At 40.5% G+C, this 14,441-nt stretch carries 20 protein-coding genes; 2 read left to right on the top strand and 18 right to left on the bottom strand.

What is annotated here, in order from left to right:
* Positions 1 to 943: 943 nt before the first annotated feature.
* From rplQ to H5119_RS15290, 18 genes are all read right to left on the bottom strand, one after another.
* The gene (gene rplQ / locus H5119_RS15375) at positions 944 to 1,345 is read right to left on the bottom strand and encodes a 50S ribosomal protein L17 (protein WP_008168098.1); all 402 of its coding nucleotides are present in this window, start codon (positions 1,343 to 1,345) and stop codon (positions 944 to 946) included.
* 39 nt (positions 1,346 to 1,384) lie between these two features.
* On the bottom strand, positions 1,385 to 2,371 hold the full coding sequence (locus tag H5119_RS15370) for a DNA-directed RNA polymerase subunit alpha (protein WP_008168100.1): 987 nt from the start codon (positions 2,369 to 2,371) through the stop codon (positions 1,385 to 1,387).
* Positions 2,372 to 2,395: 24 nt separating this feature from the next.
* Complete coding sequence (gene rpsD / locus H5119_RS15365) at positions 2,396 to 3,016, bottom strand: 30S ribosomal protein S4 (RefSeq protein ID WP_002959461.1); 621 nt, start codon at positions 3,014 to 3,016, stop codon at positions 2,396 to 2,398.
* A gap of 21 nt (positions 3,017 to 3,037) precedes the next feature.
* Positions 3,038 to 3,424, bottom strand: a complete 387-nt coding sequence (gene rpsK / locus H5119_RS15360) for a 30S ribosomal protein S11 (protein ID WP_002959471.1) — start codon at positions 3,422 to 3,424, stop codon at positions 3,038 to 3,040.
* Positions 3,425 to 3,436: 12 nt separating this feature from the next.
* Positions 3,437 to 3,793 carry a 30S ribosomal protein S13 gene (gene rpsM / locus H5119_RS15355; protein ID WP_002959473.1) on the bottom strand — a complete coding sequence of 119 codons (357 nt, stop codon included), beginning with the start codon at positions 3,791 to 3,793 and terminating at the stop codon, positions 3,437 to 3,439.
* Between the two features lie 125 nt (positions 3,794 to 3,918).
* Positions 3,919 to 4,032: a 50S ribosomal protein L36 gene (gene rpmJ / locus H5119_RS15350; protein ID WP_002959476.1), complete on the bottom strand. Its 114-nt coding sequence runs from the start codon at positions 4,030 to 4,032 to the stop codon at positions 3,919 to 3,921.
* Between the two features lie 22 nt (positions 4,033 to 4,054).
* Positions 4,055 to 5,383: a preprotein translocase subunit SecY gene (gene secY, locus H5119_RS15345; protein WP_138586020.1), complete on the bottom strand. Its 1,329-nt coding sequence runs from the start codon at positions 5,381 to 5,383 to the stop codon at positions 4,055 to 4,057.
* 10 nt (positions 5,384 to 5,393) lie between these two features.
* Positions 5,394 to 5,828 (bottom strand): 50S ribosomal protein L15, encoded by a 435-nt coding sequence (rplO, locus tag H5119_RS15340; RefSeq protein WP_002959480.1) that lies wholly within the window; start codon positions 5,826 to 5,828, stop codon positions 5,394 to 5,396.
* A 4-nt stretch (positions 5,829 to 5,832) separates the two neighbouring features.
* Complete coding sequence (gene rpmD, locus H5119_RS15335) at positions 5,833 to 6,015, bottom strand: 50S ribosomal protein L30 (RefSeq protein WP_002959482.1); 183 nt, start codon at positions 6,013 to 6,015, stop codon at positions 5,833 to 5,835.
* Between the two features lie 2 nt (positions 6,016 to 6,017).
* A complete protein-coding gene (gene rpsE / locus H5119_RS15330; RefSeq protein WP_002959485.1) occupies positions 6,018 to 6,524 on the bottom strand; it encodes a 30S ribosomal protein S5 in 507 nt (168 codons plus the stop codon).
* A 9-nt stretch (positions 6,525 to 6,533) separates the two neighbouring features.
* Positions 6,534 to 6,884 (bottom strand): 50S ribosomal protein L18, encoded by a 351-nt coding sequence (gene rplR / locus H5119_RS15325; protein ID WP_002959486.1) that lies wholly within the window; start codon positions 6,882 to 6,884, stop codon positions 6,534 to 6,536.
* Positions 6,885 to 6,893: 9 nt separating this feature from the next.
* Entirely contained in the window at positions 6,894 to 7,427 is a 534-nt protein-coding gene (gene rplF / locus H5119_RS15320; RefSeq protein ID WP_077536301.1) for a 50S ribosomal protein L6, read from the bottom strand.
* Between the two features lie 13 nt (positions 7,428 to 7,440).
* Positions 7,441 to 7,833: a 30S ribosomal protein S8 gene (gene rpsH, locus H5119_RS15315; RefSeq protein ID WP_077536303.1), complete on the bottom strand. Its 393-nt coding sequence runs from the start codon at positions 7,831 to 7,833 to the stop codon at positions 7,441 to 7,443.
* 21 nt (positions 7,834 to 7,854) lie between these two features.
* The gene (gene rpsN, locus H5119_RS15310) at positions 7,855 to 8,160 is read right to left on the bottom strand and encodes a 30S ribosomal protein S14 (RefSeq protein WP_077536305.1); all 306 of its coding nucleotides are present in this window, start codon (positions 8,158 to 8,160) and stop codon (positions 7,855 to 7,857) included.
* A gap of 10 nt (positions 8,161 to 8,170) precedes the next feature.
* Positions 8,171 to 8,710, bottom strand: coding sequence for a 50S ribosomal protein L5 (gene rplE, locus H5119_RS15305; RefSeq protein ID WP_077536307.1), 540 nt, complete (start codon positions 8,708 to 8,710; stop codon positions 8,171 to 8,173).
* Positions 8,711 to 8,726: 16 nt separating this feature from the next.
* On the bottom strand, positions 8,727 to 9,041 hold the full coding sequence (rplX, locus tag H5119_RS15300; protein ID WP_002959496.1) for a 50S ribosomal protein L24: 315 nt from the start codon (positions 9,039 to 9,041) through the stop codon (positions 8,727 to 8,729).
* A 10-nt stretch (positions 9,042 to 9,051) separates the two neighbouring features.
* The gene (gene rplN / locus H5119_RS15295; RefSeq protein WP_002959498.1) at positions 9,052 to 9,420 is read right to left on the bottom strand and encodes a 50S ribosomal protein L14; all 369 of its coding nucleotides are present in this window, start codon (positions 9,418 to 9,420) and stop codon (positions 9,052 to 9,054) included.
* 272 nt (positions 9,421 to 9,692) lie between these two features.
* On the bottom strand, positions 9,693 to 11,663 hold the full coding sequence (locus H5119_RS15290) for an AsmA family protein (RefSeq protein WP_182702867.1): 1,971 nt from the start codon (positions 11,661 to 11,663) through the stop codon (positions 9,693 to 9,695).
* Between the two features lie 476 nt (positions 11,664 to 12,139).
* On the opposite strand from H5119_RS15290, the gene H5119_RS15285 reads away from it, so the two are divergent.
* Positions 12,140 to 13,303, top strand: coding sequence for a hypothetical protein (locus tag H5119_RS15285; protein WP_077536310.1), 1,164 nt, complete (start codon positions 12,140 to 12,142; stop codon positions 13,301 to 13,303).
* Between the two features lie 276 nt (positions 13,304 to 13,579).
* Positions 13,580 to 14,257, top strand: coding sequence for a TorF family putative porin (locus H5119_RS15280; RefSeq protein WP_182702866.1), 678 nt, complete (start codon positions 13,580 to 13,582; stop codon positions 14,255 to 14,257).
* Positions 14,258 to 14,441 lie beyond the last annotated feature (184 nt).

Genomic DNA, 14,441 nt, shown 5'->3' with positions numbered 1-14,441 from the left:
GGTAAACGTTATATTTATCAACACTAAGTTTTACTTAACACCCTGAGTTGATTGGGTCTCGCTAGGCGTTGACCTTTCCCGTCTCAGTGGGGTCGCATTATAGGGAGATCCGAAAACAGATCAACCCTTTTTTGAAGAAAACTTGAAATAATGTGCTGTTCGCTGAGTATTTGAGCTAAACGGTCAAAAACAACACTAAACAGTATGTCTTTACTAGTTTATATAGCTAGTTAATGTAAAAACGAGTATTAAAAGCCATGATCACCCTTTCGAAATGGGATCCATTCGAATCCTATTCATTAATAAATGATCTATACCGCTACACAAAATTCAAATTGCTCCTTTATAAGGAGTAACAATTAGATAAGGCAAATACAAAGACCATTCCTGAATTGACTTGCTATGTTTTACGTAAATTTAGTACGGTTAAAAAATGGAACTATTTAAGTCTGTGGCCGTTGAGGCTTAATAGAAAGTATAAGATGTTAAATATCAGCTAAATTTAATGTTTACTCATTTATTTATTATGAAGCCAATTCAATTAGCCATCTTGAATTTAAAAGAGCTATTAGGATAGTTAACCTGAACTCTAGATAATAAATCTATCTCAAGCAGCTATTTTTAGCCCTTACTACATTGAATTTACTAACAATAGCCCCGCTATTGATGCGTAAATTCGCCTTGTTTTCACTGAAAATCTCTGGCTAGCGAAAAGTAAATTAAAATATCATTATGATTTAATATATTAGTTAATATCTTAACCAAAGCTCAGGTTAGTTAATAAACCACTCTTGATGAAAGATATCGCTGATAAAAGTTTTAAATGAATCCACATAAGCTTATAAAGTAGGAACTTTAGGAAGAAATATTCTGTTGGGGGGACTTAATAAATTTTAGACAAGAAAAAGCCGAGCATTGCTCGGCTTTTAGGTTTCTTTAAGACTTACTCTGCAGACTGTGCGTCTTCTTGAACTGCTTCGCTAGTCGCTGGGCGACCAACTAGTTCAATATAAGCCATTGGTGCATTATCACCAGTACGGAAGCCACACTTAAGAATACGAGTGTAACCACCTGGACGATCCGCGTTACGAGGACCGATTTCACTGAATAATTTACCAACAACTTCTTTATCACGCGTGCGAGCAAACGCTAAACGGCGATTTGCTACACTGTCAGTCTTAGCCAGTGTGATTAAAGGTTCAATTACACGACGTAACTCTTTCGCTTTAGGCAAAGTAGTTTTGATGATTTCATGTTTCACCAAAGAACCTGCCATATTGCTAAACATCGCTTTACGATGGCTACTGTTACGGTTTAATTGACGACCACTCTTACGATGGCGCATGACCCTATCCTTCTAACTAAACTAATATAGTGATTTAGATTATTCAGCTAAACTTGCAGGTGGCCAATTTTCTAGGCGCATGCCCAGAGAAAGACCACGTGAAGCTAGCACGTCTTTAATTTCAGTTAGAGACTTCTTACCTAGATTAGGCGTTTTAAGAAGCTCAACTTCAGTGCGCTGAACTAAATCACCGATATATTGAATTTGCTCGGCTTTCAAGCAGTTTGCTGAGCGTACTGTTAGCTCAAGATCATCAACTGGACGAAGTAGAATAGGATCGAATTCTGGCTTCTCTTCTTTCTCTTCTGGCTCAGTTACATCACGTAAATCTACGAATGCATCTAATTGCTCAGCTAAGATAGTAGACGCACGGCGGATCGCTTCTTCTGGATCTAAAGTGCCGTTTGTTTCCATATCAATGATTAACTTGTCTAAATCTGTACGTTGCTCAACACGGGCTGATTCAACCGAGTACGCAATACGTTCAACTGGACTAAATGATGCATCAAGCAACAATCTACCAATTGGACGCTCATCGTCATCAGAGGATAAACGACTAGATGCCGGCACATAACCACGACCACGTTCAACACGAATTCGCATGCTGATCTCGCTGTTATTTGTTGTTAAATTACAAATAACGTGATCTGGATTAGCAATTGTTACATCGCCATCGTGCTGAATATCAGACGCAGTAACAGGACCTACACCAGATTTAGTCAGGGTCAGAAAAACTTCATCTTTGCCTTCTAACGTTACTGCTAAACCTTTTAAGTTTAATAGTATTTCAATGATGTCTTCTTGTACGCCTTCTTTCGCGCTGTACTCATGCAATACACCGTCGATTTCAACTTCAGTTACTGCACATCCAGGCATAGATGAAAGCAATATACGGCGTAAGGCATTACCCAGAGTATGACCGAAGCCACGCTCTAATGGTTCTAAAACTATTTTAGAACGCGTTGGGTTAATAGCGTCGATGTCGACTAACCTTGGTTTTAGAAATTCTGTTACAGAACCCTGCATTTTATCCTCTCTTAACTCTTAACTTTACTTAGAGTAAAGTTCGACGATTAGTTGTTCATTGATGTCCGCAGACAAATCTGAACGCTCAGGTAGACGCTTAAAGCTGCCTTCCAGTTTCTTACCGTCAACTTCAACCCAAGTCGGCTTTTCACGTTGCTCAGCCAACTCTAGAGCAGCGATGATACGTGCTTGTGTTTTAGACTTCTCACGGATTACAACAGTATCTTCTGGAGTAATTACGTATGAAGGAATATTCACAACACGACCATTAACTAAAATCGCTTTATGGCTTACTAACTGACGTGCTTCAGCACGTGTGCTAGCAAAACCCATGCGATATACAACATTGTCTAAACGTTGCTCTAATAGCTGTAACAAGTTTTCACCTGTATTGCCTTTAAGGCGAGCAGCTTCTTTGTAATAGTTACGGAATTGCTTTTCTAATACACCGTAGATACGACGTACTTTTTGCTTTTCACGTAATTGTAAACCGTAATCAGATAAGCGACCTTTACGAGCGCCGTGCTGACCAGGTGCAGTCTCAAGTTTACACTTAGAGTCGATAGCTCTTACGCCGCTCTTAAGGAACAGGTCAGTACCTTCACGACGACTCAGCTTGAGCTTAGGGCCCAAATATCTTGCCATGTTATTTCTCCTAACCTATTGTTAAACGCGACGTTTCTTCGGTGGACGACAACCATTATGTGGTATTGGCGTCACGTCAGTAATGTTGGTAATACGGTAACCAGCAGCATTCAAAGCACGTACAGCAGATTCACGACCTGGACCTGGACCTTTGATGAAAACTTCTAGATTTTTTAAACCGTATTCTTGAGCAGCAGTACCTGCACGCTCTGCAGCAACCTGAGCAGCAAATGGTGTAGATTTACGTGAACCACGGAAACCTGAACCACCGGCAGTAGCCCATGATAGTGCATTACCTTGACGGTCGGTAATCGTTACAATAGTGTTGTTGAAAGACGCATGAACATGAGCCATACCATCAGCAACTTGTTTTTTAACCTTTTTACGACGAATTGGTGTCTTAGCCATAATACTATCCCCTTATCGCTTAATAGGCTTACGAGGACCCTTACGGGTGCGCGCGTTAGTCTTAGTTCTTTGACCACGTAGTGGTAAAGAGCGACGGTGACGTAGGCCACGATAACAACCAAGATCCATAAGGCGCTTGATATTTAAAGTAACTTCACGACGAAGATCACCTTCAACAGTGTACTTGCCAACTGCATCACGCAGTACGTCAAGAATTTCGTCTGAAAGTTCACCGATTTTTGTGGTCTCGGCGATACCAGTCGCTTCTAAGATAGCCTTAGAGCGAGTCTTACCTATGCCATAAATAGCTGTTAAACCAATAACTGCATGTTTATGATCAGGGACGTTAATGCCAGCAATACGGGCCACTAACACATCTCCTATATTCGAATTTGGTAATCATAAGTTTGAAAAGCCCGTAAGGATACTCAAACGAAGACCAAATTACTACTAAAAACACAGGCCGAGAAAACTCAGCCTGCACGACTGTTTACTTAGCCTTGCCTTTGCTTATGCTTAGGCTCACTGCAAATTACGCGTACTACACCAGCACGTTTAATAACTTTACAGTTACGGCATATTTTCTTAACGGAAGCACGTACTTTCATTGCTCAACTCCGTAAACTGACCTTATCGACCGTAGCCTTTAAGGTTCGCTTTTTTCAGCACAGAATCATACTGATGAGACATCAGGTGAGTCTGTACTTGTGCCATAAAGTCCATGATTACAACAACGATAATCAAAATTGATGTACCGCCGAAATAGAATGGCGTTTGCCATGCCATAGTCATGAATTCGGGCACCAGACAGATAAAGGTTATATACAAAGCACCTGCCAATGTCAGGCGTGTCATCACTTTATCAATGTATTTAGATGTCTGCTCACCTGGACGAATACCTGGGATAAATGCGCCAGATTTCTTAAGGTTATCTGCTGTTTCACGTGGGTTAAACACCAACGCTGTGTAGAAAAAGCAGAAGAAGATTATAGCCGCAGCTAAAACAAGTGAGTACAACGGTTGACCTGGGGTCAACGTAGTAGCAACAGCTTGTAATACATCAGCGACCGGACCTTCACCTTGGCCGAACCAGCTAGCAATTGTACCAGGGAACAGAATTATACTGCTAGCGAAGATTGGTGGAATAACACCCGCCATGTTTACTTTTAGTGGTAAATGCGTGCTTTGAGCAGCAAATACTTGACGACCTTGTTGGCGTTTAGCGTAGTTTACAACAATACGACGTTGTCCACGTTCAAAAAACACTACAAGATAAGTAACAGCGAATACAATTACCGCAACCATCAACAGTACAAAAACATTCAAATCACCTTGGCGCGCCATTTCGACTGTCGAACCAATAGCAGACGGCAAGTTAGCTACAATACCAACAAATATTAGAACTGAGATACCGTTACCGATACCGCGTTCTGTTATTTGTTCACCCAACCACATAAGGAACATAGTACCAGTTACTAAACTCACCACAGCGGTGAAGTAGAAACCCATACCAGGGTTAACAACTAACCCCTCCATCATGCCCGGTAAGCTAGAAGCAATACCGATTGATTGAATAGTAGCTAGCACAAGCGTGCCATAGCGTGTGTACTGGCTAATTTTTTTACGCCCTTGCTCACCTTCTTTCTTAAGCTCTATAAACGGAGGATACATATGCGTTAATAGTTGCGTAATAATCGAAGCCGAGATGTACGGCATAATACCCAGTGCTAACACTGAAGCTCGCTCAAGTGCACCACCACTGAACATGTTGAACATTTCAACAATGGTGCCCTTTTGTTGCTCGAAGAAATCGGCAAGTACAGCGGCGTCAATCCCAGGGATCGGCACAAATGAACCTAGACGGTAAATTATGATAGCACCCAATACGAAGAGTAATCGGCGCTTCAATTCCGAAAGTCCACTTTGTGCACTTTGTGTATCTTGACCTGGTTTAGCCATTAGTACTTCCTTAGTCTTCTACCTTGCCTCCGGCAGCTTCAATAGCTTCGCGTGCACCTTTAGAGGCTTTAAGGCCTTTAACGGTAACAGCGCGTGAAACTTCGCCAGATTTAACAACTTTAACGAAAAGAACGTTCTTTTTAACTAGACCAGCTGCTTGTAACGCGCTTAGGTCTACCACATCGCCTTCTACTTTAGCGATTTCAAAAAGGTTTATTTCTGCAGATACTAAAGATTTGCGAGAAGTGAAACCAAATTTAGGTAGACGACGTTGCATAGGCATTTGACCGCCTTCAAAACCAACGCGTACTTTACCGCCAGAACGTGACTTTTGACCTTTGTGACCACGACCACCAGTCTTACCTAGACCAGAACCGATACCACGACCAACACGTTTTGGAGCAGTTTTTGAACCTGCAGCAGGTGAAAGTGTATTCAAATGCATGAAATTAACCCTCTACCTTAACCATGTAAGAAACCTTGTTTATCATACCACGTACACATGCTGTGTCTTCTAACTCAACAGTGTGGTTGATACGACGTAAACCAAGACCGCGTAATGTAGCTTTATGTTTCGGTAAACGACCGATAGAGCTTTTTACTTGTGTTACTTTTACAGTTTGATTTGCCATGGTTACCCCAGTATTTCGTCTACGCGAAGGCCACGTTTTGCAGCGATTGACTGTGGAGAATTCATATTCTCAAGAGCCGAAATCGTTGCACGTACTACGTTGATTGGGTTAGTAGAACCGTAACATTTAGAAAGTACGTTCTGAACACCAGTCACTTCTAGTACTGCACGCATAGCGCCACCTGCGATGATACCAGTACCTTCAGAGGCTGGTTTCATGAACACTAGTGAGCCAGCATGACGTCCCTTAACAGGATGCTGTAATGTATTGCCATTTAGGTCTACATTGATCATGTTGCGACGTGCTTTTTCCATTGCTTTTTGAATAGCAGCTGGAACTTCACGTGCTTTACCATAACCAAAACCTACTTTACCTGCGCCGTCACCAACTACAGTTAGTGCAGTAAAGCTAAAGATACGACCACCTTTAACTACTTTAGACACACGGTTTACCGCGATTAGCTTTTCAGCTAGATCAGGCTGTTGTTGCTTTGCTTCTACGTTAGCCATTGTCTACTCCTAGAATTGCAAACCGGCTTCACGCGCAGCATCAGCTAGCGCCTTCACACGGCCGTGATATTTAAAGCCACTGCGATCAAAAGCAATCTTTTCGATGCCTTTGTCAGCCGCACGTTCAGCAACCGCTTTGCCAACTGCTTGCGCAGCTTCAACGTTACCGGTGCCTTTAACTGTTTCGCTAATAGCCTTTTCAACAGTAGAAGCAGCAGCCAGTACATTACCCTCAGCATTTACAACTTGAGCGTAGATGTGACGTGGCGTGCGGTGGATAACAAGACGCGTTGTGCCTTGTTCAATATAATTTCTACGAGTGCGTTTAGCACGACGTAGACGAGCTGTTTTTTTATCCATCGTCTTACCTTACTTCTTCTTAGCCTCTTTACGGCGTACATTCTCATCTGAATAACGAACACCCTTACCTTTATAAGGCTCAGGTTTACGGTATGCACGAATGTTAGCAGCTGTTTGACCAACTAACTGCTTATCTACGCCCTTAACTAGAACTTCTGTTTGGCTTGGAGTTTCAATCGTAATTCCTTCAGGAACTGCGAAATTAACTGGGTGTGAGAAGCCAAGAGTTAAATCTAATGTTTTACCCTTAGCTGCAGCACGGTAACCCACGCCTACTAACTGAAGTTTCTTCTCGTAACCTACATGCGTACCAACAACCATGTTGTTGATTAGAGCACGAGCAGTACCTGCTTGAGCCCATGCATTAGCTACGCCATCACGAGGTAAAGTAGTAATAACGTTGTCGTTAACTTGTACTTCAACAGCATTGTTGATAGTACGAGTAAGTTCACCGTTTTTGCCTTTAACTGTGATTTCCTGGCCTTTTAATGTAACTTCTACACCGGCAGGAACAGTAATTGGTGCCTTTGCTATGCGAGACATAGTTCCCCTCCGATTAAGCTACAAAACCAATGATTTCACCACCAACACCAGCACTACGTGCTGTGCGGTCTGTCATTAGGCCTTTAGAAGTTGATACGATAGCGATACCAAGACCACCCATTACCTTAGGTAATTGGTCACGTTTCTTATAGATACGTAAACCAGGGCGACTTACACGCTGGATATTTTCAATTACAGCTTTGCCTTCGAAGTACTTCAACTCGATAGAAAGCTCAGGTTTAACTTCACCGTCAACTGTGAAGTCTACGATATAACCTTCGTCTTTTAGTACTTTAGCTAATGCTACTTTCAGCTTTGAAGTTGGCATCGTTACAGATACTTTCTTCGCTGATTGACCGTTACGGATACGTGTAAACAAATCCGCGATAGGATCTTGCAAGCTCATAGTCTTACTCCCATGATTCTATTACCAGCTAGCCTTTTTAAGGCCAGGAATTTCACCGCGCATAGCTGCTTCGCGAACTTTAATACGGCTCATGCCGAATTTGCGAAGGTAACCATGTGGGCGGCCCGTAATGTTACAACGATTACGTTGACGTACAGGGCTAGAATCACGAGGTAAAGCTTGTAGCTTAAGAACCGCGTCCCAACGATCATCTTCAGATGAATTAACATCTGCGATGATAGCTTTTAGTGCTGTACGCTTTTCAGCGAATTGAGCAACTAGTTTTGTGCGCTTAGCTTCGCGCGCTTTCATAGAATTCTTTGCCATAACCCTACCCTTATTTCTTAAATGGGAAGTTAAACGCTTCTAACAACGCACGGCCTTCCTCATCAGATTTCGCAGAAGTAGTGATAGTAATATCCATACCGCGTACACGGTCTACTTTATCGTAATCGATTTCTGGGAAGATGATTTGTTCACGTACGCCCATGCTGTAGTTACCACGTCCATCAAAAGACTTAGCACTTACGCCACGGAAGTCACGAATACGTGGGATAGCGATTGATACCAAACGCTCAAAAAAGTCCCACATACGCTCGCCGCGTAGGGTTACCTTACAACCAATCGGGTAGCCTTCACGCACTTTAAAGCCAGCAACAGATTTGCGTGCTTTAGTGATTAAAGGTTTCTGACCAGAGATTGCTGCTAAATCCGCTACTGCGTGATCTAAAATCTTCTTGTCAGCTAGGGCTTCGCCCACGCCCATATTCAATGTGATCTTTTCGATCTGAGGGACTTGCATGACAGAGCTGAAGCCAAACTTCTCTTGAAGTTCAGTTACTACTTTGTCTTTGTATACTTCATGCAGTTTCGCCATCATTCTACTCCAACTATTAGATAGTTTTACCAGTAGATTTAAAGATACGTAATTTCTTACCATCTTCAATCTTGAAACCTACACGATCTGCTTTACTCGTTTCCGAGTTGAAGATCGCAACGTTTGATGCATCCATAGATGCTTCTTTCTCAACAATACCGCCAGCTTGGTTCAATTGTGGAACCGGCTTTTGGTGCTTCTTGATCAAGTTTATGCCTTCGACAAAGATTCGACCAGATTCAGTAACAACTGAAAGCACTTTTCCGCGCTTACCTTTGTCTTTACCTGCTAGTACGATTACTTCGTCATCACGACGTATTTTTGCTGCCATGATTGGCTCCTTACAGTACTTCTGGGGCTAGTGAAACGATTTTCATGAACTTATCATTACGAAGTTCGCGAGTCACAGGGCCGAAAATACGTGTACCAATTGGCTGTAAGTTATCATTTAAGATAACAGCAGCGTTGCTGTCAAAACGGATCAAAGAACCATCTGGACGGCGAACACCTTTTCTGGTACGCACAACTACCGCGTTTTTAACATCACCTTTCTTCACTTTACCGCGAGGAATAGCTTCTTTAACAGAAACTTTAATGATGTCGCCAATCGCTGCGTAGCGACGGTGTGAACCACCAAGGACTTTTATACACTGCACTTTGCGAGCGCCGCTGTTATCAGCAACTTCCAGCTGAGTTTGCATTTGGATCATGTTAATGACCTCCGGTGTAGTAATTACAACGTGTCTTAAATTTGTTTAAAATCAAGACATTTCGATTAAATCCCACTCAAAAACAAACGAGTTGTCTCTTAAGGGCGGGCAATTGTACCAGCATTGAAGGAGTAGCGATAGGTTATTTTTTAATTAATTTAGAGTGTGAGATAATTAAACTTGAGCAATTACGGCTATGTAACTATTTTACAGATGGTTACAAAACAAACAAGACACCTCTAAGGTGCCTTGTTTGTTTAAATCAAAGTAAATTAACCAAATAAACCTTTTAATTTATCTTTAATTTTTTCTTTCGCCTTCTTTTTAGCTTTTTCTTTTGCTTCATCGACTTTTTGTTTGGCTTCATCCTTAAGCACATTACTTACATCAAGCTTTATGCTTACATCGTGAAAAGGCCCTTTTATTCGAAGTGGTATTTTAAACCCAGTACTGTCGTCGGTAGTACCTTGTCCTTCGATTGAGCTAACAATGCCGGTTACTAAGCGATAATTTACTGTTGTTTCAGGTAAATTAACATCACCTTCACCAGATATTCTAATTAACGGGCTAATTAGTGATAGATCAGTATTTCTCCCAACGCCGTTGGTAAAGTTAAAGCTACCCGATAATGCTGAGAAATCTGTTTGCTCTGATTCTTCAAATCCGCTATCAAGCCCTTCAGATGCAGCACCAAAGTTGCCTGAAATAAGCTCCTTACCTTTACGAACCATCTCAGCTATATTCGCACCTTTTACAGCTCCGTCAGCAAACTCAAATCCAAGCTTTCCGTTAAGCGCACCAATAAATGATTTTTGACTTTGACCTGTTGTATTTAGGTTCCAATTTAAAGACCCCTTACCCATCAGTTTGTCAAAACCTGTAGCATCCGTTAATAAAGGCTGTGCATCTATGTCTGCCAAGTCAAAATTAGTTGATATTTTATAAGGTACTTGTTGTGCGTTTACATTGATAACGCCTTTACCTGAACCCTCATAAGCAGAAAAGCTATCTAGACTTAGTTTTGCAATGCTATTTTTTAAAGCAACAGTAAATTGATTTGCGCCTAATTTAATATCGTTGGCTTTTAATCCACTTGAACGAATAACTACATTCGCATCTAGAGAATTTAATGCACTTAAATCGATTTTACTGTCATCCCATACTATTGGCTCTGCAGGTTTATCATTTTGCTCTACTGGCTCTTCTTGTTTTGCTACTGCTTCAGGTAGGTACGGGTTTAAATCAAGCATACCTAAATCAATATCAGCATTTATAGCTAAACGTTTGCCTAGATTGAGCTCGCTCTTACCTTTTATTTCCAATGCGTCTAACGTCGCGACTAAATCTTCTAGATTAAATTTCTCACCTACTAGGTGCATTTTACCGTTTACACTAAATGCGTTTAAAGCATTGTCTTTAGCGTCTAACTCTACACCTTGCCATTTCGCAATACTTTTAACAGACTCACCGCTCAGTGCTAGCTGACCTTTAATATCTTGCCCTTGCTTAGCTATACTTCCTTTGTACGTTAAATTAACTAAACGAGAATCTAAGCTTTGCTCAACATTAAAAGTAGTACCTTCAATTGCTTTAGCAGGAGTATCTAGTTTTATATCAAGCTCAAAACGCTCCTGCATATAAGTAATACCCCCTTTTACTTCTAATATTTTACGAAGTGAAGGAAGTAAAATAGCGAGTTCTAAATCGCTAATTTGTTGCTTAGCACCTGTTTGACCATCTAGATAAGTAAAGGTGCCGCCATAAATAGCAACCTCACCTAGCTCAATATCAAAGTTATCTGGAAGCTTTATCGCTTCACCTGATTGGCTTTGCTCTTTAGGTTGCTCTGCAACTGCATCAAACAGCTGCCAATTAGCTTTACCATTTTTGTCGGTTTCTAATAGGATATTTGGTTCGTTTATAACAAACTTATCTAGTTTAAACTCACCACAAAATAATGAAAACCAAGGTATATGTACAGCAAGCTGTTTCATACTCGCCATGTCGGCGCGCGAACCTGATTCCATATTTGCAAAATGCACATCGTTAAGTTCTAACTTTAGGGCAGGAAACACACTGAGAGTTTTATCACCTTTAATAGTAAGAGTGCGCCCAGTAGTTTGTTCTACCTGCTGCGATACTTTATTAAAAATGGTATCGGTAGGAATTAAAAAAGGTGCTGCAACAATTAATGCAATACATAATAATAGTATTACACCAATAATTTTAAGTAAGGTTTTCATGATCGTCCTTTAAAACGTGCAAATAATATTCTTATCATAGCGACTGTTAGCTTTAAAAGCATTGTGAAGTTAAAAAAACTCATTATTAGTAATTAAATCATTTCGAAATGAATATGCACTGAAATATTTATCAACTTTGGGAATGACTCTAAAAACAAATTAGCTAATTTCAAAAAAATAAAAACAATCATCACAGACCTACAGACTTAATTATGGTCTTTCAGAGAACAGTTTAAACTTGCGTTAATTTTTCGCACTTAAAATAGCGCAATACTTTAATATCTCAGCTGAAAGCCTATTTATATTAGATGGCAATGAATAATATACATCGATAATTCAATATTTATTGCTTGAAAAACATCATGATTTAACTACTTCAATTAAGAGGGGGAAGGACAGTGCTGTTGTTATTGATGTAATTGCGCTAAAATAGACCAGCAAAAAATTATATATCTAATCCGGAGATTCTACAAGGCATGAAAAAACTGCTAATTTCACCGTCAAAAATGACACTAGGCGAACAAGAAAATAACATCTATCAGAACATTCTGAAGCAATCTTCAGAGTTAAGCCTTAACCTTATGGCCGTGAAAGTAGAAAACCACCCTGATGATTTTTTACCTTGGTGTTACGAACTATTAAGCGCAAGCAGAGATCGTATGAACTACGATTTACTAGAGCCACAACAGTTACCTGTACTTAAAAAGCTTCATGATCAGCTCATTTCAGCGATCAGCTTTTTACAAGTTAAAACGTTGCGTATTGCACCGTGGCCTGTAGTTAGTGTATTTGTTGAACAACACAAAGACGTTATTGCACTCGATGAACAACTTCGTTTAGTTAGCTATATTAAGAGTATTCGCGAACAATCACTTAAGGATATGATCCCTGAAGACTTACTTGCATTTAGCGGTAAGCATATGGCTTCACTTGATCCAAGTACTTATAACTTTGACGTTGAATGGTTTGCATCAACGAAAAGTGCAAAAAGTTTTCATCAGATGCTTGCCGATCTTCCGGGTGCTTTTGATGACGCACTTGCAAATATCCCACTTGAGGGTGACATCACTCAATATGAGTATCAACAATTTGTTGCTGCTTATTCAAAAGTATTCACTGATAATGGTGAAAAACCAACGCTTGCACCTGCAACTCGTTTGCTAGCAATGCGTCGCCCAGATTTATTTACTCCAATCACTAATAATCGATTAGATGCATTATGTGGTGCTCTTGGTGTTCCTAAACTTAAAAATAGTGATTTTGAGCGCTACTGGCAAGATATCGTTAAAGGTATTCAAGCTATGTCATGGTACAAAATGGCTAACGCAAGTAACGAATTAGAAGAGCAACTGGTTGCTATTAAAGCACTAATACCATGTTTCTTTTACTACGCTGATGATAAAACACCAGATAGTTCTAATTACATAAAACTATTGAGTAAACCTAAGCGCAGCACAACTACGACGGGTAAGACTCAACGTAGAGGTAAAGAATCGGCTGAAATATTAGTAGACCGTGCACTTGCTGCTGATGATATCCCGGAGCATATTCGCAGTAAACGTGACTCTATAATAAATGAAGTACAAAAAGGTCGCGGCGTTAACGAAACAATTAGTCTAATGCGCACTATTTTTGGCTAAAAAACCTTTCCTAGCTGTACTTTAATAGTGCAGCTAGGTTAGTTTATGCACCAGCAGCGTGCGACAGAAAGTCAAAAAACTTCCTTCCAAAAACATCACTCCATCATAAGCAATTGTTTTAATAGCATTAGTTTTATTTAAAAATAATTAAAACGAGACTGGCACATACAGTGCTATTACCTTCCCAGTTAAATAATAAAAATGCATCCAGTTAAAAGGTCAAAGCAATACATAATAAAACCTTGGTATGCAAAAATCATATAGCGGGAATGAAACATGCTAAAACTACAAAAAACAATACTCTTCAGTGCACTGGCGTTTACAGGCATAACATCAACAACGACATTTGCAGAGGTAACTGCAAATGCAGCAGCAACCTCCAACTACTTATGGCGAGGTCAAGAGCAAACAGGAGGCGACGCTGCTATTTCTGGCGGAATTGATTACGCTAACGAGTCTGGCTTTTATGCCGGTACGTGGGCATCAAATGCCTCTTGGGCTGATGAAATGACCTACGAGCTCGACTTATATGCAGGCTTTAGTGGCGCAATCAATGAAAGCGTTAGCTATGATATTGGTTATATTTACTACGCCTACCCTGATGCTGCTTCAGAAGCTGACGCAGATTTCTCTGAAATTTACGGTAGCATCAGTGTAGAAGGTTTCACTTTTGGTGCTTCGGTATTAGCAACTTCAGCTGCTAGTGGTGATGGCTCCAACTTTGGTGATTCACTTTATTTAACAGCAGACTATGGATTCGCTATTGGTAGTAATGGAACTGAAATAGCGCTGCATTTGGGGCATTACTCAGGCGACTTTATTGGTGATGACAACATCATCGATTACGGCGTTTCAATCTCTAAGGATGGCTTCACTTTTGGCCTATCTGATAATGATATCGATGGCTCAGATTTAAAAGCTTACGCTGCCTACTCTGTAGACTTTAGCCTATAAAAAGAATGTGTTACTTGCTGCAACACAAAGGGCCTTATGGCCCTTTCTCGTTTATAACGTTATTTAACCTGAACTCTGGATAATAAATCTATCTCAAGCAGCTATTTTCAGCGCTAACTACGTTGAATTTACTTACAATAGGCCCGCTATTGATGCGTAAATTACGCCTTGTTTTCACTGAAAA

The sequence above is a fragment of the Pseudoalteromonas sp. SG45-5 genome, assembly GCF_014164085.1.
Classification (GTDB): Bacteria; Pseudomonadota; Gammaproteobacteria; order Enterobacterales; family Alteromonadaceae; genus Pseudoalteromonas; species Pseudoalteromonas aliena.
This window is presented reverse-complemented; position numbering and strand designations above follow the sequence as displayed.